The following is a 17,391-nucleotide window of genomic DNA, read 5'->3' as shown; positions in this document are numbered from 1 at the left end:
GCCGCGGGGCAAGAGGAAGAGGATGACATGAGCACTGGTGGTACAGGCACGGAGGGTCTCGACTCCGACGTGGAAACTAACCCCACCTCGGCGCAGGTCGAGGTGGCGGCGGAGACGTTTCGCATGCTCGCGTCCGGGACGCGTCTGCGTCTGGTCTGGACGCTGGTCAACCAGGAACTCGATGTCTCTTCCCTCGCCGAGGCGATCGGTGCGGCCGTACCCACCGTGAGTCAGCATCTGGCGAAGATGAGATTGGCGGGCCTGATCTCGTCTCGCCGGGACGGGCGTCGAATCTTCTACACCGTCGATGACCCGCACGTGGTCTCAATGGTGCGTGAGATCTTCGATCACATCGCCCCGGACGGGTCTCTGGCACCCGACCCGCCCCCGAGCGACTCCTGAATCAGGGCAGACTCTGCCTACGTCAGTCCCGATACACCCGTGGCAGGCGATCGGCCTCGACAGGCACCCAGGTCGCAGGGTCCGCCGAGGTCTGCTCGCCGGAGCGGATGTCCTTGATTTCGTGACCACTCTCACCATCGGTGAACCACACGAAGGGGATCTCACGACGCTCAGCGTAGCGAATCTGCTTGCCGAACTTCGCAGCGCTCGGTGAGACCTCGCAGGGGATGTCGCGGGCACGCAGAGCGGTGGCCACCTCATCGGCTTCGCTGCGCTTGTCCTCATCGGTCACGGCAACGACCACGGCCGAGGGTGTTCCACGCGTGGCCTTGATGCCGCTGTCAGCATCGAGGATGAAGGCCATGAGCCGCGAGACGCCGATCGACATCCCGACACCCGGATAGCACTTCTTCCCCACGGTCACCAGCGAGTCGTAGCGACCGCCCGAGGCGACCGATCCGAGTTCTTCATGCCCGATCAGCTGCGTCTCGTAGACGGCTCCCGTGTAATAGTCGAGTCCACGCGCGATCTTCAGCTGTGCCACAACGACGCCAGGTGCCCTCTCATGGGCGGCGCGAAGCATCGTGGTCAGGGATTGAAGGCCCTCGTCGAGCAATGGGTGCTCGACTCCGAGCGCCCGCACGTCGTCTGCGAAGTCCGGCGAATCCGACTCGATCGCAGCCAGTTGGAGGCACAGTCGCTGCTGTTCCTCGTCGGCGTCGGCTTCGGCAGCCAACAGCTTGCCCACCTCGGCGGGACCGATCTTGTCGTATTTGTCCAGGCAGCGCAGGACGGCCTGGATGTTCGCCAGTCCGATGCCACGAGCGAACCCCTCGAGGAGCCTGCGATCATTGACCACGATCTTGACCCCGGGCACGCCCAGCGGTGCCAGCCGGCTGAAGGCATCGGCCACGGCAAGCGGAATCTCAACTTCGAAGTGTCCGGGCAGCTCCGCCTCGGCGATGACGTCGATATCGGCCTGGATGAACTCGCGGTACCGACCCTGCTGGGGGCGTTCACCGCGCCACACCGGCTGGACCCGGGCCGCCTTGAACGGGAAGGACAGTTCGTTGGCGTTGTCGGCGATGAACCGCGCCAGCGGCACAGTGAGGTCGAAGTGCAGACCCAGTGGATTGCGCTCGGTGCCCTCAGAGTGCAGTCGGCTCACGGCGAAGATCTCTTTGTCGATCTCTCCGTCCTTCGCGAGCTGGCTGATCGGCTCGACTGCACGGTGGTTGAGTGCCGAGTATCCATGCAGCGCGAAGGTGTGTTCGAGGACGTCGATGATCGACTTCTCAATCACGCGTTCTGCTGGAAGTCGTTCCGGGAATCCGGACAGTCGGGCTGACTTCGCCATTGTTCTCCTTGGTGCTCGTCGTCTCTGATGGGGTTCGGGTGCTGTCGGTGGTCGGTTGGTCTGAATGAAAGGAACGGGTTCGTCTCTAGAAGAACGGGTTCGTCGCCAGTTCGTGACCGACACGGGAGCCTGGACCGTGTCCAGGATAGATGGGTACGTCGGGCAGCGTCGCGAACGCCTGCAGCGATTCTGCCATCGCCGAGGCATCTCCGCCCGGGAGGTCCACCCGGCCTATCGCTCCGGCGAAGACCACATCGCCGGTGAAGATGATCTCCTCACCGTCGGCTTGCACTCGCAGGAGAGTCGAACCTTCCGTGTGCCCGGGTGCGGCCACAGCGGTGATGGTGAGCCCTGCGACCTCCACAGTCTGTGCGTCGATGAGAGCGTTGACCTCGGGTGCCGACCAGTCCTTGACGAGCGGTTGAAGCATCTGGGCGAACTGCGGGCTGAGAGTTTCGGCGGGCTTGTCCAGGCGGTAGCGGTCGGAGTCTCCCAGGTAGACGGGCACATTCCAGCGGGCCAGAACGTTGGTCAGTCCGAGGATGTGGTCGGGGTGACCATGGGTGAGGAAGATGGCGAGAGGCACCAGATTCTCCTCGTCGACGATTTCGGCAAGGCCAGGTGCACAGTCGAATCCTGAGTCGACGAAAATGCAGTCGTCATGGCCTTCGGCACGCACGGCGTAACAGTTGACTTCGAGAAATTCGGCACGGGTCACAAATACATCCATGCTCAAAGTCTATCCAGAGCCTGGGGCTTGGTTATGCTGGGATAACGTCAATCAGGAAATCGAGTGATCTGCAGGCACAGAGTCCTGCAGGTTCGACCGATGGAAACAAGGTGAGTAATCATGTCGACCCCGACCCCGAAGCCGGTCCCGCGCCCGTCCTCTCTGCCCCGTCCACAGGCGGCCCGGACCGTGACCGGGACAACCGTTGATCATGATGCGGAAGTCCGACGCGCAATCGAGCACGGCCGCGCTGACCAAGAGGGCAATGTCTTCGTCGTCACCGCCGATGGCGAACGTGCGGTCGGGCAGTATCCCGATGCCAGTCCTGATGAAGCCTTGGAGTACTTCGCGAAGAAGTACGTCGAACTCGTGGAGAACGCGGCTCTGCTCCGCAATCGTCTGTCCGCTGGCGCACCAGGTCGCGAGGTGGTCTCGGCTGCGACGACTCTGCAGGAGACTCTGCCCGAGGCCAACGTCGTCGGTGATCTCAAGGGCCTGTCTGCCACCTTGGACACCCTGATCTCGGATGCACAGGCCACTGAGTCGAAGCAGGCTGCCCGTGCAGAGGCGGCCAAGCTCGAGGCCGCGCAGGAACGCGAAGAGATCGTCGCGGAGGCTGAGTCACTGGCCAAACGCGATCCCGCAAAGATCCAGTGGAAGCAGTCCGGGGCACGTCTGCGTGAGCTCTTCGGCCAGTGGAAGGACATGCAACGCAGCGGTCCCAGGCTGCCGCGTGCAGTGGACCAGGAGCTGTGGGGCCGCTTCTCGCAGGCTCGGAACACGTTCGAGCACAAGCGCAAGGAATTCTTCGCAGAGCTCGACAAGCAGAACTCCGAGGGCAAGCGGATCAAGGAGAAGCTCGTTGTCGAGGCGGAGTCGCTGTCAGATTCGACCGACTTCCGCAATGTGTCTCAGAAGTACAAGGACCTCATGAGCCAGTGGAAGAAGGCTCCACGTGCCTCACGCAAGGACGATGACGCTCTGTGGGCCCGCTTCCGTGCCGCCCAGGACGTCTTCTTCGCCGCTCGCGATGCAGAGAATGCTGCCGTCGACGAAGAGTACAAGGGCAACCTGGAGGTCAAGGAGGAAATCTTGGCCAGAGCGCAGGGCCTGCTGCCGATCGGCGATATCGGCGTGGCGAAGAAGGAACTGCGCGTCATTCAGGACGAATGGGAGGCCGCCGGCAAGGTACCTCGTGCCGACGTGTCTCGCATGGAGAGCGGACTGCGTGACGTCGAACGCGCGCTCTCCGATGCAGAGAATGCCGAATGGAAACGCAGCAACCCGGAGACCAAGGCCCGTACGTCCGGCGCGCTGAGCCAGCTCGACGATTCGATCGCCGAGTTGGAGCAGAAGTATGAGAAGGCGCAGTCCGGCGGCGACGAGAAGGCCGTCGCCGACGCGCAGTCGGCCCTCGACGCGCGTCGGGCATGGCGCGATCAGTTGGCTCAGACAGCTGCCGAACTGGGCTGACTCAGCTTCCACAGCCTGGCGACCATGAGTCGCGGCTTATCCACAGATCGAGTCCTCGGTCTTGAACACGCCTCCATACAGCGCGATAGTGGCTGTATGGAGGCGATGTTTCATCTGCGCGACTACAGCTATGAGCACCTCACCGAGCTGACGCTCGATGGTCTGCTGACTCGACTGACCGAGTCCACTTGGGTCCGCAGGGGTGCAGTGCTCAGCTCAGAGGATCGCATGGCGGCGCTACAGGCCCAGATCCCACCGCGCCTTGTGCTCTCCCATGACATCGCCTGGTGGGTCCACAGCGGCCTGGGCCGGGCTCCGAGTCCGCTGACGTTCATCACCTATCCGAGGCGGCGCTATGTCGACGGCTGCGACGTCGTCGTTCATGAGCTCACGATCACGGCAGACGAGTGGGAACTGATCAACGATCTGCCCATCACCACGCAGGACAGAACGCTCTACGATCTGTTGCTCCCGCATCTGCGCAGCCCCGACGAACGGTCGGCCCGGTCCGTGAAGAATCTCATCGACGAACTTCCCACTAGAGTCCGACAACGGTTCCGACTGTATCTGGCCGATATGTCTCGCAGGCCCTATATTGCTCACATGCGAACAGTCTTCGAGCGGACATGCGCCGCATCAGATCGCGACAGACGCTGATCCTGGTTCGTTCTGGGCCCAGACGCCGTGCTCGCGCGCTGTACCCGGGCGCGTCGTCACACGGGCGTCGAGACACGGGCACTGCGCACAGTCCCTGCGCACGGGTCCTGTTGACGGGCGATGCGCACGGAATCGTTGGCAGAATCGCGTGCGGACGCTGTCAGCCCCCGGCGATGCGGTAGATGTCGAAGACGCCTTCAACCTTGCGAACTGCTGAGAGCACGGTGTCGAGATGGCTGGCATCGCTCATCTCGAAGACGAACTTAGACTGAGCCACCCGGGCCCGGGAAGTGGCGACCGTGGCAGACAGGATATTGACGTGGGTCTCGGTGAGAACCTTCGTGATATCCGAGAGCAGACCCGAGCGGTCCAGGGCCTCCACCTGGATCTGAACCAGGTAGATCCCGCTGGTCTTCTCTCCCCAGGAGACATCGACCATTCGCTCAGGCTCCCGCTCAAGGGACGAGATGTTGGGACAGTCCACACGGTGCACAGACACGCCCGAACCGCGGGTGACGAACCCGAGGATATCGTCACCAGGCACCGGTGTGCAGCAGCGGGCGAGTTTGACCAGGACATCGTCGACGCCTCGGACTGTCACTCCCCCGGACGAGGAATGGTGACCCGAGGATTGACCAGTACGATTTCGCGGCGGCGGCAGAACCGGCTCATCGTCGTCGTCTCGGACCTCTTTAGCCAGCAGATCAACGACGTGGGCGGCCGAGCTCACTCCATTGCCGATCGCGGCGTAGAGTGCAGTGACATCGGGAAGGCGCAACTCTGTGGCGACAACCTGCAGTGCTTCCTGGCTCATCAGCGCCGAGGCCGAGAGCGTGTGGCGACGCATTGCCCGCGCCAGTTGTTCGCGACCGTTCTCGATCGCCTCTTCGCGGCGTTCCTTGGAGAACCACTGGCGGATCTTACTGCGTGCGCGTGGGCTTTTGACGAAGCCCAACCAGTCACGGCTGGGTCCCGCGTTCTCATCTTTCGAGGTGAAGACTTCGACTGAGTCGCCGTTCTTCAGCTCGGTGTCTAGCGCGACCAGTCGACCGTTGACCCGGGCGCCCATGGTCTTGTGACCGACCTCGGTGTGAACCGCATATGAGAAGTCGACGGGTGTTGCCCCTGCCGGCAGACTCATCACGTCCCCCTTGGGGGTGAAGACGTAGACCTCTCTCGAATTCACCTCATAGCGGAGGTTGTCGAGGAACTCATCGGGGTCGCTGACCTCGCGCTGCCATTCCAGCAGCTGCCGCAGCCAGGCGGCGTCATCAACTTCGCCGTCATCTGAGACCTTGACCGACCGTGCGGTATTCGACGTCACGGCCTTCGAAGCTTTGTGGCGGTCCTTGTACTTCCAGTGGGCTGCGACACCGAATTCCGCACGCCGATCCATTTCATGGGTTCGGATCTGGATCTCCACGGGCTTCCCGTTTGGTCCGATCACCGTCGTGTGCAGGCTTTGGTACATGTTGTACTTCGGCATCGCAATGTAGTCTTTGAACCGTCCTGGCACAGGACTCCAACGGGCATGGACTATGCCCAGCGTGGCGTAGCACTCGCGAACGGTTTCGACGAGGACTCTAACGCCCACGAGGTCGTAGATGTCGGCGAATTCGTGTCCGCGGACAACCATCTTCTGATAGATCGAGTAGTAGTGCTTCGGCCGCCCGGTGATCTCGGCTTCGATACTGGATTGCACGAGCTCCGATTGGAGTTCATCGGAGACCGTGGCCAGGTACTTCTCGCGTTCGGGTGCCCTGTCGGCGACGAGGCGCACTACTTCGTCGTAGACCTTGGGATGGAGGACCTGAAAGGACAGGTCTTCAAGTTCCCACTTGATCGTGTTCATGCCCAGACGGTGAGCCAAGGGGGCATAGATCTCGAGGGTCTCCCGAGCCTTCTTCGTACTTGATGAAGCGGGTACGAAACGCCAGGTGCGCGCGTTGTGGAGACGATCGGCGAGCTTGATGACGAGAACACGGATGTCCTTGGCCATTGCCACGATCATCTTCCGCACGGTCTCCGACTGTGCAGCCTGGCCATAGGTGAGTTTGTCGAGCTTGGTCACCCCGTCGACCATCGCGGCGACCTCGGGGCCGAACTCCTCAGTGAGTTCGGTCAACGAGTAGGACGTGTCTTCGACCGTGTCATGGAGCAGCGCGGCGGCGAGAGTGACCGGCAGCATGCCGATCTCAGCCAAGATCGTAGCCACGGCCACGGGGTGCGTGATGTAGTCATCACCCGATTTGCGGGTCTGCCCGCGGTGAGCCTGTTCTGCGATCTGATATGCCCGGACCACCAGGTCGATGTCGGCCTTCGGATGGTTGGACTGCAGCGCCCTGATCATCGGACCCAGGACACGTGGGTAGCCAGGGTTGCTCTGCGCCCTGGCCGCCCACCACGCTAAGCGGGAGATGCCTCGCGGACGGCGCGAATCGGCGGAAGAAGCCATGACATCCCCTTTCTGCTCAGACCTCGGAGTGAATCACCGGTGGAACATCCTCTGCTCCATTCTTCAAGCGTAATTCACGCACAGCCTCTTCTTGCTCCTTGACCGCGGGTTCATTCGACCGTAGAAGGGCGTAAAGAGGGCTGGCGACGAACAACGTCGAAACCGCTGCCACAATAGTACCGATGAACAGCGACAGAGAGATGTCGACCAAGGTTCCGGCGCCGAGAAGGAACACGCCGATGAACAGAATCGATGCGATCGGGAGCACGGAGACGACCGAGGTGTTGATCGAGCGAACTGTCGTCTGATTGACCCCGAGGTTGACCAATTCGGAGAACTTCAGGTTGCGTTTGTCCTTGAACCGAGTTGTGTTCTCTCTGATCTTGTCAAAGACCACCACTGTGTCGTAGAGCGAGAAGCTCAAGACTGTGAGGAAGCCGATCACCGCCTCAGGTGTGATCTCGAATCCTGTCGCGGAATAGATGCCCGTCGTCACGATCATGACGACGAACAGTCCGACGATCGCCGCCAGAGACATCTTCCAGGTCCGGAAGTACAACGCCATCACGATCATTGCGATGCCGACGAAGATGACCAGAGCTCGAATCATCTTCTCGGTCACGTCCTGGCCCCACTCGGGGCCGACGAACGTGGATGTGACGTCTTCTGCTTTGACGTCGTATCCGCTCACGAGAGCGTCACGGACTTCCTGCATCTGATCATCACTGAGCTGGTTCGTCTCAATCCGCACCGCGGTGTCGCTCGTCGGAGTCAGACGTGGTTCGGAACCATCGACGACCCCAGCGACGATGTCTTCGCCCTTAGCTGTTGCGGTGTCGGATACGTGGTCGATCTGGAACTGTGATCCACCCTTGAAGGCAATGCCGAAGTTGAATCCTGCGATCAACGGCACGAGCAGTGACAGAAGGACCAGGGCGCCGGTGATCAGCAGCCAGAGTTTGGCCTTCCCGACGAAGGGGATCGATGACTCACCGTTGTGGAGCCGGTTGCCCCAGGCAAAGAACCGTTTCACTTGTCTGCCTCCTTGCCCTTGTCGGCAGAATCGTCGGCAGCCTTCTTCGCAGCCGCCTTTCGCTCTGCGATCGTGCTGCCGGTCCGCCCCGAGATCGCCGGGGACTTGGTCTTCTTCTTCGACTTACTCTCGGGCTGAGCAGCTTTCAAGCCCTTCGGCTCTGCCGCATCATCCGCATCGCTTGGCTCATCGACGGGCTTGTTGGAGGCAGATACCTCGTCGGAACCCGAGGAATGAGGTTTCTTCGACGGTTCGATCTCAGTGGTCGTGCCATGTGGCTGACCGGAAGGTCCAGTGGCGGAACTGACCTTCGACTTCGACGATGCAGACGAGTCCCCAGAGGATGCAGACGAGTCCCCAGAGGAGGAAGTCGATTCGGCAGTCGATTGCTCGGCCGATTCTGTCTCGGCGTCTGAGGACATTCCTGCCTTCCGGGCTCGAGCCTTCTCCCGTCGGCGCGCCTCTGGCGACTTCTCGTCGTCGTCGATGCTGAGGTTGAGCGCGCCACGATAGGCAGCGGACTTGACCCCCAACAGCCGTGGATCCATACCGGACATCGGATGGCCCTGACCGAAGAACTTGGTACGCGAGAGCACTTCCAACATCGGGTGAGTGAACAGGAAGACGATGAGCACGTCGATGATCACTGTCAGCCCCAGGGTGAAGGCGAATCCTCGCACGGAACCGACTGCCAGCACGTAGAGGATGACCGCGGCGAGCATGTTCACTGCCTTAGAGGCCCAGATGGTGCGCTTGGCCCGATCCCAACCGACCTCGACCGCGGAGAGCAGATTTCGGCCGCTGCGCAATTCGTCTCTGACGCGTTCGAAGTAGACGATGAACGAGTCCGCTGCCATGCCGATGCCGATGATGATACCGGCCACACCTGCCAGGGACAGTCGATAACCGTATCTCCACGAAGCCAGAATCAGCAGCAGATACGTCAGTACGCCGGCGACGACGAGGCTCGAGACTGTGACGAGTCCGAGCACCCGGTACTGCAGGAGCGAATAGATGACGACGAGGATCAAACCGACGAGGCCGGTGAGCAGACCGATGTTGAGGTAGTTCGAACCCAGGGTCGGCGAAATCTGTTCCTCGCTCTGGACCTGGAAGCTCAACGGCAGGGAGCCATTCTTGAGCTGATCGGCCAGTGTCTGTGCCTCGTCAAGAGTGAAGGCACCCGAGATCTCCGCGTTTCCGTCGGTGATGACGGCGTTTGAGGACGGCGCTGAAAGCACAAGGCCATCGAGCGCGATGGCGAACTGGTTGTACGGCTGCTGCTTACCGGTGATGTCCGAGGTGATCTGCTTGAAGATCTCACGTCCGGTGGCATCGAACTTGAGGTTCACTGCAGGCTGGTTGGTCTGGACTCCGTTGGCGCCGGAGGCGTATCCGAAGTTGGCGTCAGCGAGATGATCGCCGGAGAGTTCGACGGGACCCAGAATGTACTTGGCCTCTCCGTCCTTGCCGCAGGCGACTACTGGTTCATCGGATGGCCGCTGCTCTCCACCGGTCCGGTTCTTCGGGTCGGTGCAGTCGAGTTCGGTGTACTCCATGATGATGGCCTCGGTCTGCCATTTGTCGACGTCCTTCTCAGGATCGAACAGCGGCCGCGGCGTCTCATCGGTGACCTTCGTGTCGTCACTGTCACCGGAACCGCTCTTTCCGCCTTTATCTCCTGATTTCGCAGCGTCCTTGCCCGCGGGCCCGGGAACGCTTCCACCGGCGTTGGCGACATCGCCGCCGCCCGCCGGTGCATCGTCACTGTCTTGGCCCTGTGCTCCCGCACCGCTCTGCTCGCTGCCGTCGCCTTGCGCACCGGCGTCCGCCTGAGCGCCGGCGCTGCCACCGGTGAGCTCTTTGAGGCGTTTCTTCTGCTCGTCGGTGAGTCCTTCGGAGGGGTCCTGCTGCTCTCCCCCGCCGCTCTCCTCCTGTTCCTTCTGTTCCTTCTGGATCTCCTCCTGGGAACGAGGGTCACCGACGAGGGCGACTCGACGGAAGACGAGCTGAGCGGAAGAACGGACCAGGTTGCGAGTTTCCTCGTCCGGGTTGCCCGGCAGGTTCACAACAATGTTGCGATCACCTTGAGTCGTGATCTCGGCTTCAGACACACCGGTCGAGTCCACACGCTGTCGAATGATCGACACAGCCTGGTCAAGCTGTTCCTTGCTGATGTCCGTGTCCTTCGAAACCTGGGGTTCCAGGATGATCGAGGTTCCGCCCTCGAGGTCGAGAGCGAGCTTCGGAGTGGTTGTGGCATCGGACCACACGACACCTCCGGCAATGATGCCGAGGAGCAGTGCAGCGATGATCGACAACCATACGAAGCGCAAACCAGGACGTGGTTTTTCTTCAATATCGGACACGTTTCAGCTTTCGATTGAGTGCAGTGAGCGAAGTCAGTTCTTCTTGTTGTTCTCAGGATCGGAAGAATCGGTGCCGGATGCGTCAGCATCGGTGTCACCGGTGCCATCTACGACATCATCGGCACGCTCAGAACCGGGAACATCATCGCGATTGATCGAATCTGCACCGTCGGCCTTGAGCTGATCAGCATCCGTGCTCAGTTCGGCGTCAGAGTCGACGACATCGTCCGCGGGAAATTCTGCTTCGCCGGTGGTGCCCTCGGCCCGTTTACGCTCATTCATAGCGTCGAGTTCCGCATCGGTGATCGCCGGGGAATCGCCGCTCTCAGCGTCGTTAGCAACGTCGGGCGACCCTGCGACAGCACCGTCGGCGGCGGCAGTCTGGGTTTCGGGGTTGTTGATCTGGCCGATTGCCTGACGGTGAACGCGGAGGACAGTGCCGGGGCTCGACTCGAGAGTGACCTGGTTGTTTTCATCGTCGATGGACAGGACCGTGCCGAAAACACCGAACGTCGTCATCACGGTAGCCCCGGGGACGAGTCCCGTCTTGATCTGCTCTGCACGCGCCTTCTGCTTACGCCGAGAATTGAATAGGAAAAAAATAAGCAGCGCAGCAAGCGCGAGAGGGATCAACAAATCCACAGGTATCTACCTTTCATAAGAACGAACCAGTCCACTACCTTAGTTCGTACTCAGTACTCAAGGCGAACTCAATTGCCGGGATCAGAACTCATAGTTTGCTGGGATCTGCATTCCCAGGTGCTTCCAGGCTGCGGACGTCGCAACGCGACCGCGCGGAGTGCGGCTGATCAGCCCTTCCCGCACAAGGTAGGGTTCCGATACGGTTTCAACGGTATCGGCCTCTTCTCCGACGGAGACAGCAATGGTTCCAAGTCCAACTGGTCCCCCGGCGAAGCGCTTACACAAGACTTGCAGCACTGAGCGGTCAAGACGATCCAGACCGAGTTCGTCGACTTCGTAGACCTTGAGTGCTGTGAGTGCCGCAGCTTCATCGATGATGCCGGTTCCGCGCACCTGCGCCCAGTCCCTGACTCTTCGCAGGAGCCGGTTAGCAACGCGAGGAGTGCCGCGAGACCGGGTTGAGATCTCCTTCAGACCCGCAAGATCCGCTTCGATTCCGAGCATGTGCGCTGACCGCTTCAGCACAGTCAAGAGATCGTTGCTTGAGTAGAAGTCCAAGAGTCCGGTGAAACCGAACCGGTCACGCAGAGGCGCGGGAAGCAGACCGGAGCGAGTCGTGGCTCCGACCATGGTGAATTGGGGCAGGTCGAGCGGAATCGCTGTGGCTCCCGGACCTTTGCCGACGATGACGTCGACACGGAAGTCTTCCATCGCGACATAGAGCATCTCTTCTGCGGCACGAGCCATCCGATGGATCTCGTCGATGAAGAGGACTTCGCCTTCTTCCAGGGATGAGAGGATCGCTGCGAGATCTCCTGCATGCTGAACTGCCGGCCCCGAAGTGACGCGCAGACTCGACTGCATCTCATGCGCAATGATCATCGCCAATGTCGTCTTTCCCAGTCCGGGAGGCCCCGAGAGCAGCACATGGTCAGGGGCCCTGTTCCGTGCCTTCGCCGCATCGAGCACGAGGGAAAGCTGTTCGCGGACCTGAGGTTGGCCGATGAAATCCTGCAGTCCCTTGGGACGAAGCGCAGCTTCCGCATCGCGCTCAGCGGTCTCTGCGCGACCCGAGACCAAACGCTCTTCCTCGGCGCCTGTCAGGTCCTGATCGCCGAATTCCATTTCATAGGATGTGCTTCCACCATCAAAGGAGCTAGTCACTTCCTAGCACCCAGAACCTTGAGAGCGGCCTTCAGGAGCACAGATGTGCCGGCATTCTGGCCGAGATCGTTGACCACTTCCTGCACGACGTCGGCGGCTTGAGCTTCCTTCCAGCCAAGACCGACCAGTGCATCGACGACCTGCTGATTCGCACCGCCGAAAGACAACTGCGGCCCTTGCTCCGATGGCGCGAGCTTGGGCAGCTTGTTCTCGAGCTCGAGGATGATCCGGGAGGCACCCTTTTTGCCGATACCCGGTACGCGAGTCAGCGCGTTGGCGTCCTGATTCGAGATTGCGGCTGCCAGTTCGCCCGGCCCCATCACCGACAGAATCGCCATGGCCAGGCGCGGACCGATTCCAGAGATCGACAGCAGCACTTCGAACGTATGGTTTTCGTCTTCGGTCCCGAATCCGAAGAGAGTCATGGAGTCTTCACGCACAACCAGCGTGGTCACCAGTTCGATGTCTGCACCATGCCTAGTGCCTGAAAGGGTATCCGGCGTGACGTTGACTCTGCGTCCGACACCGTAGGTGAGAATGACGAGGTGGTCAGCTGCGATGCGATGGACCGTACCGCTGAGGAAACTGATCACGGCCTGCCTTTCGAGTGGGAACACATGTACGAATCCAGGCTATCAGCTAGTTCCCGAGGACCTGACTCGACATACCGACGATACCAAGGCTCCGCCCTGCAGTGGACCGTCCGGAACACATCACCTGCACATCATTGCAGTGGAGACTCCTTCCCGTCGGACAGTCCGTCGATGATTTCTTGCGCGACGAATCTGGAGTGAAGAATCGGGCGCCGTTCGACATCGATGCTCGGTGGCGGGATCCATGCGGGTCGGCCGTCATGGAGCATTCGGGCGTACCAGTCTGATCTGTCGATCAGGTGGTGATGCAGTCCGCACGCCAATGTGAGGTTGTTGATATCGGTCTTGCCATCATCAGCCCAGGGCACAATGTGGTGAGCATCGCACCATCCCGGCGGTGCATCGCATCCGGGGAATGTGCAGCCTTGATCTCTGGCTGCGAGTATTGCCACTTGTCTGTTCGTGGCATATCGCCCTTCGGTAGCGATTTCCATCGTTTTGGCTTGGTCCGACATGAGGTGGAAGAAGACTGATCCGTTCAATCCTTCGCCGGCCGCCGTTGATATCGGAAATTCGGCTTCGCAACCTGTGATCGAGCGCCCTTTTCCGGTCGCAATGTCTTCGGCTTTAGCGGTGACGACCAAGGCGAATGGCGAACCGCGCCCTATCCGATCCATCTCGACCCGGGAGATCATTGTTGCGAATCGTTCGTAGATTCGATTGCGGACTGTTCCTTGGCTCTTGCTCGTGTCGACCATCGCTCCGTCTTCGCTTACGCCGAAGCTCGAAAACCCAGAAACGGCCGAATCGGAACCACCTGTGTCGGCACTCCAGTCCGGGTGGCCCTCGGGTAGATCGTGTGGCAACGGTGCGTCCGAGACATCCCCTGCCAGAACGGCGCGAAATATGTCGAATTCAGGCTCGGCAGGCGCCTCGTCCTTCGCAGCCGTACGCGTGCCACGTGTTGTACGCGTAACACCTGTTGTGCGCGTGCCATCGTGAGTCTGCTGACCACCCGTCGAACCCGGTGTGCTCTGTGCGTTTTCAGAATTGCCACCCGGCAGAATGCGGGAGGTCAGCAGTCCGTTGAGGATTCCTCCTGAGACTGCGTCTAAGATGCCACTGAGATCCCAGTAGCCGTCATCCCGGGCTCGCACGTTGATGCGACAACGCGAGCGATCGGGCGGAAGCTTCGGTTCCTCTCCATCCGGGTCAATCCGGTCCAGAATCGTACCGAAGATCGTTTTCAAGTCTGAAACTCGAACACGCGGTGCTTTCTCCACTAGGTCCGCTTCGACTTTGTCGCGAACGGTGGAGGATATCCAGATCGGCAGTTTGGAGAGACAGTCGTTGATCGCGGTCGCCTGACCAGCTGAGAGCACTCCCGAGTGCAGGGCTTTGGCAACGACCGGGTTGACGGGTTCTCTGGCTTGGCCCGTCATGTATACGCGGCTGCCAAGGTTCTTCGCAAGCTCGGCACGTCGGTTGGCCTCATACCCGGTCAGGTTCAACCGGTCTTGGACCAGCGCCTTCGTCGTCTTTGCTCCGTAGTCGGTGGGTGTCCCGCACCGTTCATAGACCGACAGAGCGACGGCTGACATCGCTTCGAGAATGCGAGTGGCGGTTTCGATCCCGTTGACGACCGTCATCGCGTGATCAGGCCCGAGGGGGCGTTCGAGTCTCAGCAGTGCGTCTTTGAAGACACTGAGATCACCGATGCTGCGAGTCAGCTCAGGGGCAAGTCGGTCGAGGTCGCGCCATTCTGCATCCGACAGAAGTGGATGCAACACGTCGGCAGTCGAGTCACATTCGTCGGCAGTCGCGGACCGGTCGGTACCACCGCCATCAATATGCGTTCCAGAATGGGCGGGAGGAACTCGCTCATCGGCTTGGGCGCCCTCGGTGCTGTGCCGGTCAGAATCGTCATTGTCGTGGTCGTCGATGGGCGTCGCTGGAACTGCTGCGATCGAATCGAGCTTCCCCGCCAAAGGATTGCCCGTCAGGTCCATTCCGGCGGCCTCAAGCTGCTCACGAAACGATGTCGGCTCCGACACCGACGACGATTCACCTTGGCCTGCGGCAGACTCCCCCGCAGGTGCGCCAGGTACCTGCGGGTCTTTTGCGGACTCGCCCGGGGCGGTGCCAGGTGAGCGCTTACCGCTCTTTCCTGGTGTCCGGTCGGGGGTGAGAGTCATCGTCTGAGCATCCGTTCGTCAACAACGTTGTTGCGTGTATAGTCCTATTATATACACTCCAACACATCCTGCATAGATGTATATTCGATTCTTTCTATGCGACATTCATTGCGTTCTATGCTTTTCTATTATTCTTCGGTGGCATCCATGTTCTGCCAAGAAGGATTAGAACTGCGAACACAGAACGACGAAAGTCCATCAGAACAGCGCAGTAGTCACCGCGCCGACAGCCGCGTTCGCACACACGGGCTGACGCACAAAAGAACCGTCACACCTGTTTCGCACTGCGAAATGGAATGACGGTGAAATGTCGGAGTGGGGTGCAGGAATGACGGCGAAGCAGAGAGACTGCGGGGCACCCAACCGCCACGACACTACTTGGAATTGCGAAGGGCCTTGGCCCACTGCTCCTGTGCTTTCGTCAGACCTGCGCCTTGGCGACCAGCGCTCTTGCGCTCATTCAGGTCCTTGTTCGCCCCGGGTGTCGATTGCGCGCTGAGCGCCCCGCGCCACGAGTGGCAGATGGCAATCGCGAGAGCATCCGCGGCATCGGCGGGCTTCGGCGCGGCATCGAGCTCGAGTATCCGAGTCACCATGTTCGTGACCTGCTTCTTATCAGCTCGTCCCGATCCGGTGATGGCGGCTTTGACCTCGGAAGGCGTGTGCATCGCCACCGGCAGTCCGCGTCTCGCGGCAAGACCCATGGTCAGGCCCGAGACCTGTGCGGTGCCCATGATCGTGGAGACATCGTTGCGGGCGAATACGCGCTCGATGGCTACGACATCGGGACGGTAAGCGTCCAACCAGCTGTCGAACGCCTCGGCGAGGGCACCCAGACGCAGATCCACAGAATCCGTGGACGGTGTCCGCAGCACATCGACTGAAACCATTGCGGCCTTGCGGGCGGGCAGGGTGTCGATGACACCCAGCCCGCACCGAGTCAGGCCAGGGTCAACACCGAGGATTCTCATCAGGCATCAAGTTCGGCAAGAACCTCGTCGCTGACATCCGCATTGGAGTAGACATTCTGAACCTCATCGCTGTCTTCGAGCGCATCGATGAGGTTGAAGACCTTGCTTGCAGTGTCCGCGTCCAAGCTGACTTCGATCCCGGGCACGAAGGATGCCTCGGCCGAGTCGTAGTCAATGCCTGCATCGACGAGTGCTGTGCGCACGGCAACGAGGTCGGTGGCCTCGCAGATGATCTCGAAGGTCTCGCCTTCGGCCTTGACCTCTTCGGCACCCGCGTCGAGGGTGGCCAGGACGATCGAGTCCTCGTCGGTTCCCTCGGCAGGAACGATGATGACACCCTTGCGGTCGAAGTTGTATGTGACCGATCCGGGGTCTGCCATGGTGCCGCCGTTGCGCGTCACTGCCACGCGGACTTCCGAGGCCGCACGGTTGCGGTTGTCGGTCAGGCATTCGATGAGGAGGGCGACGCCGCCGGCGGCATAGCCTTCGTACAGAATGTTCTCGTAGTTCACGGCAGAGCCGTCGAGGCCGCCGCCGCGCTTGACAGCACGGGTGATGTTGTCGGCAGGAACCGAGTTCTTCTTCGCCTTCTGAACTGCGTCGAAAAGCGTCGGGTTGCCTTCGAGATCAGGCCCACCGTTTCGAGCGGCAACCTCGATGTTCTTGATCAGCTTGGCAAAGAGCTTGGCCCGCTTAGAATCGATGGCAGCTTTTTTGTGTTTAGTCGTTGCCCATTTGGAATGACCTGACACTGGTGTTCCTTCCTATAGATACAGCCCCTAGAGTCTATACGCTCAGCACACCGTTATGTGCGGTGCGCCTCACCACGCAGCTCCCAGCTCATGCGGCACGATTCCTCAGTCGATGACGAGGGGAACGTCGGGCACAGCGCCTGCCGTGACGAGATCCATGAGGTTGAGAAGATTCTTCGGGTAGATCGTCTCCGTCGTGGTCATCAGCTCTTCGCGGGACCACCACCGGAATTCGAGCAGACTACGTTTCTCGATGTCTGTCCAGACAGCGTCCTCGAGTTCGATGTCCTCGGTTGTGCGGAATGCGAAGTATGTCTCTTGCTGATGCAGTGTCTTCTCCGTGAATTCGAAGACTTCGTCGCGGGTCGCCAACGGTCCGATGAGCTCGCCCGGTTCGCATTCGAGCCCGGTCTCCTCGGCGAGTTCGCGGGCCGCGGTCTGAGCGGCGGATTCTCCCAGTTCGGAGCCGCCGCCGCAGGTCATCCACCACTGATGGGTGGGCGTGAGCAGATCCTGAGCTCGAATCAGGAGAACCTCGTCGCGCTCATTGAGTAATACGACCCGTGAGGCCTTACGAGGTTTCATGGTTCTCCAGGAG

At 60.6% G+C, this 17,391-nt stretch carries 15 protein-coding genes; 3 read left to right on the top strand and 12 right to left on the bottom strand.

The window, feature by feature from the left end:
* Positions 1-27 precede the first annotated feature (27 nt).
* Positions 28-402, top strand: coding sequence for an ArsR/SmtB family transcription factor (locus BANT918_RS00955; protein ID WP_101618565.1), 375 nt, complete (start codon positions 28-30; stop codon positions 400-402).
* Between the two features lie 22 nt (positions 403-424).
* On the opposite strand, the gene hisS is transcribed toward BANT918_RS00955, so the two are convergent.
* On the bottom strand, positions 425-1,759 hold the full coding sequence (hisS, locus tag BANT918_RS00950) for a histidine--tRNA ligase (protein ID WP_101618564.1): 1,335 nt from the start codon (positions 1,757-1,759) through the stop codon (positions 425-427).
* 85 nt (positions 1,760-1,844) lie between these two features.
* Positions 1,845-2,489 carry an MBL fold metallo-hydrolase gene (locus BANT918_RS00945; RefSeq protein ID WP_167389349.1) on the bottom strand — a complete coding sequence of 215 codons (645 nt, stop codon included), beginning with the start codon at positions 2,487-2,489 and terminating at the stop codon, positions 1,845-1,847.
* 120 nt (positions 2,490-2,609) lie between these two features.
* Between BANT918_RS00945 and BANT918_RS00940 the strand changes: the two genes are divergently transcribed.
* Positions 2,610-3,962, top strand: a complete 1,353-nt coding sequence (locus BANT918_RS00940; RefSeq protein ID WP_101618562.1) for a DUF349 domain-containing protein — start codon at positions 2,610-2,612, stop codon at positions 3,960-3,962.
* Between the two features lie 96 nt (positions 3,963-4,058).
* A complete protein-coding gene (locus BANT918_RS00935; protein WP_233430307.1) occupies positions 4,059-4,619 on the top strand; it encodes a hypothetical protein in 561 nt (186 codons plus the stop codon).
* A gap of 160 nt (positions 4,620-4,779) precedes the next feature.
* Here BANT918_RS00935 and BANT918_RS00930 read toward each other — a convergent pair whose 3' ends face one another.
* The 10 genes from BANT918_RS00930 to BANT918_RS00885 form a co-directional block, all read right to left on the bottom strand.
* Positions 4,780-7,074: a RelA/SpoT family protein gene (locus BANT918_RS00930; RefSeq protein ID WP_101618561.1), complete on the bottom strand. Its 2,295-nt coding sequence runs from the start codon at positions 7,072-7,074 to the stop codon at positions 4,780-4,782.
* 16 nt (positions 7,075-7,090) lie between these two features.
* Positions 7,091-8,107, bottom strand: a complete 1,017-nt coding sequence (gene secF / locus BANT918_RS00925; protein WP_101618560.1) for a protein translocase subunit SecF — start codon at positions 8,105-8,107, stop codon at positions 7,091-7,093.
* The gene (secD, locus tag BANT918_RS00920) at positions 8,104-10,476 is read right to left on the bottom strand and encodes a protein translocase subunit SecD (protein ID WP_233430306.1); all 2,373 of its coding nucleotides are present in this window, start codon (positions 10,474-10,476) and stop codon (positions 8,104-8,106) included. The genes secF and secD overlap by 4 nt, the downstream gene beginning before the upstream one ends.
* A gap of 33 nt (positions 10,477-10,509) precedes the next feature.
* Positions 10,510-11,118 (bottom strand): preprotein translocase subunit YajC, encoded by a 609-nt coding sequence (locus tag BANT918_RS00915; protein WP_233430305.1) that lies wholly within the window; start codon positions 11,116-11,118, stop codon positions 10,510-10,512.
* 81 nt (positions 11,119-11,199) lie between these two features.
* Positions 11,200-12,243, bottom strand: coding sequence for a Holliday junction branch migration DNA helicase RuvB (ruvB, locus tag BANT918_RS00910; protein ID WP_101618558.1), 1,044 nt, complete (start codon positions 12,241-12,243; stop codon positions 11,200-11,202).
* A gap of 35 nt (positions 12,244-12,278) precedes the next feature.
* Positions 12,279-12,899, bottom strand: coding sequence for a Holliday junction branch migration protein RuvA (gene ruvA, locus BANT918_RS00905; RefSeq protein WP_101618557.1), 621 nt, complete (start codon positions 12,897-12,899; stop codon positions 12,279-12,281).
* Positions 12,900-13,006: 107 nt separating this feature from the next.
* Positions 13,007-15,070, bottom strand: coding sequence for an HNH endonuclease signature motif containing protein (locus BANT918_RS00900; protein ID WP_101618556.1), 2,064 nt, complete (start codon positions 15,068-15,070; stop codon positions 13,007-13,009).
* Positions 15,071-15,444: 374 nt separating this feature from the next.
* Entirely contained in the window at positions 15,445-16,041 is a 597-nt protein-coding gene (gene ruvC / locus BANT918_RS00895) for a crossover junction endodeoxyribonuclease RuvC (protein ID WP_101618555.1), read from the bottom strand.
* Positions 16,041-16,793, bottom strand: coding sequence for a YebC/PmpR family DNA-binding transcriptional regulator (locus BANT918_RS00890; RefSeq protein WP_101618554.1), 753 nt, complete (start codon positions 16,791-16,793; stop codon positions 16,041-16,043). The genes ruvC and BANT918_RS00890 overlap by 1 nt, the downstream gene beginning before the upstream one ends.
* Positions 16,794-16,898: 105 nt before the next feature.
* Positions 16,899-17,378 (bottom strand): NUDIX hydrolase, encoded by a 480-nt coding sequence (locus tag BANT918_RS00885; protein WP_233429199.1) that lies wholly within the window; start codon positions 17,376-17,378, stop codon positions 16,899-16,901.
* Positions 17,379-17,391: the final 13 nt, after the last annotated feature.

This window comes from Brevibacterium antiquum CNRZ 918, from assembly GCF_900169145.1.
Classification (GTDB): domain Bacteria; phylum Actinomycetota; class Actinomycetes; order Actinomycetales; family Brevibacteriaceae; genus Brevibacterium; species Brevibacterium koreense.
This window is presented reverse-complemented; position numbering and strand designations above follow the sequence as displayed.

Coding starts and splice junctions, on each gene's coding strand:
- BANT918_RS00935 (WP_233430307.1), top strand. CDS start 4,059: ATGGAGGCGATGTTTCATCTGCGCGACTACAGCTATGAGCACCTCACC.
- BANT918_RS00945 (WP_167389349.1), bottom strand. CDS start 2,489: ATGGATGTATTTGTGACCCGTGCCGAATTTCTCGAAGTCAACTGTTAC.
- ruvB (WP_101618558.1), bottom strand. CDS start 12,243: ATGGAATTCGGCGATCAGGACCTGACAGGCGCCGAGGAAGAGCGTTTG.
- BANT918_RS00885 (WP_233429199.1), bottom strand. CDS start 17,378: ATGAAACCTCGTAAGGCCTCACGGGTCGTATTACTCAATGAGCGCGAC.
- hisS (WP_101618564.1), bottom strand. CDS start 1,759: ATGGCGAAGTCAGCCCGACTGTCCGGATTCCCGGAACGACTTCCAGCA.
- ruvC (WP_101618555.1), bottom strand. CDS start 16,041: ATGAGAATCCTCGGTGTTGACCCTGGCCTGACTCGGTGCGGGCTGGGT.
- BANT918_RS00900 (WP_101618556.1), bottom strand. CDS start 15,070: ATGACTCTCACCCCCGACCGGACACCAGGAAAGAGCGGTAAGCGCTCA.
- BANT918_RS00940 (WP_101618562.1), top strand. CDS start 2,610: ATGTCGACCCCGACCCCGAAGCCGGTCCCGCGCCCGTCCTCTCTGCCC.
- BANT918_RS00955 (WP_101618565.1), top strand. CDS start 28: ATGAGCACTGGTGGTACAGGCACGGAGGGTCTCGACTCCGACGTGGAA.
- BANT918_RS00930 (WP_101618561.1), bottom strand. CDS start 7,074: ATGGCTTCTTCCGCCGATTCGCGCCGTCCGCGAGGCATCTCCCGCTTA.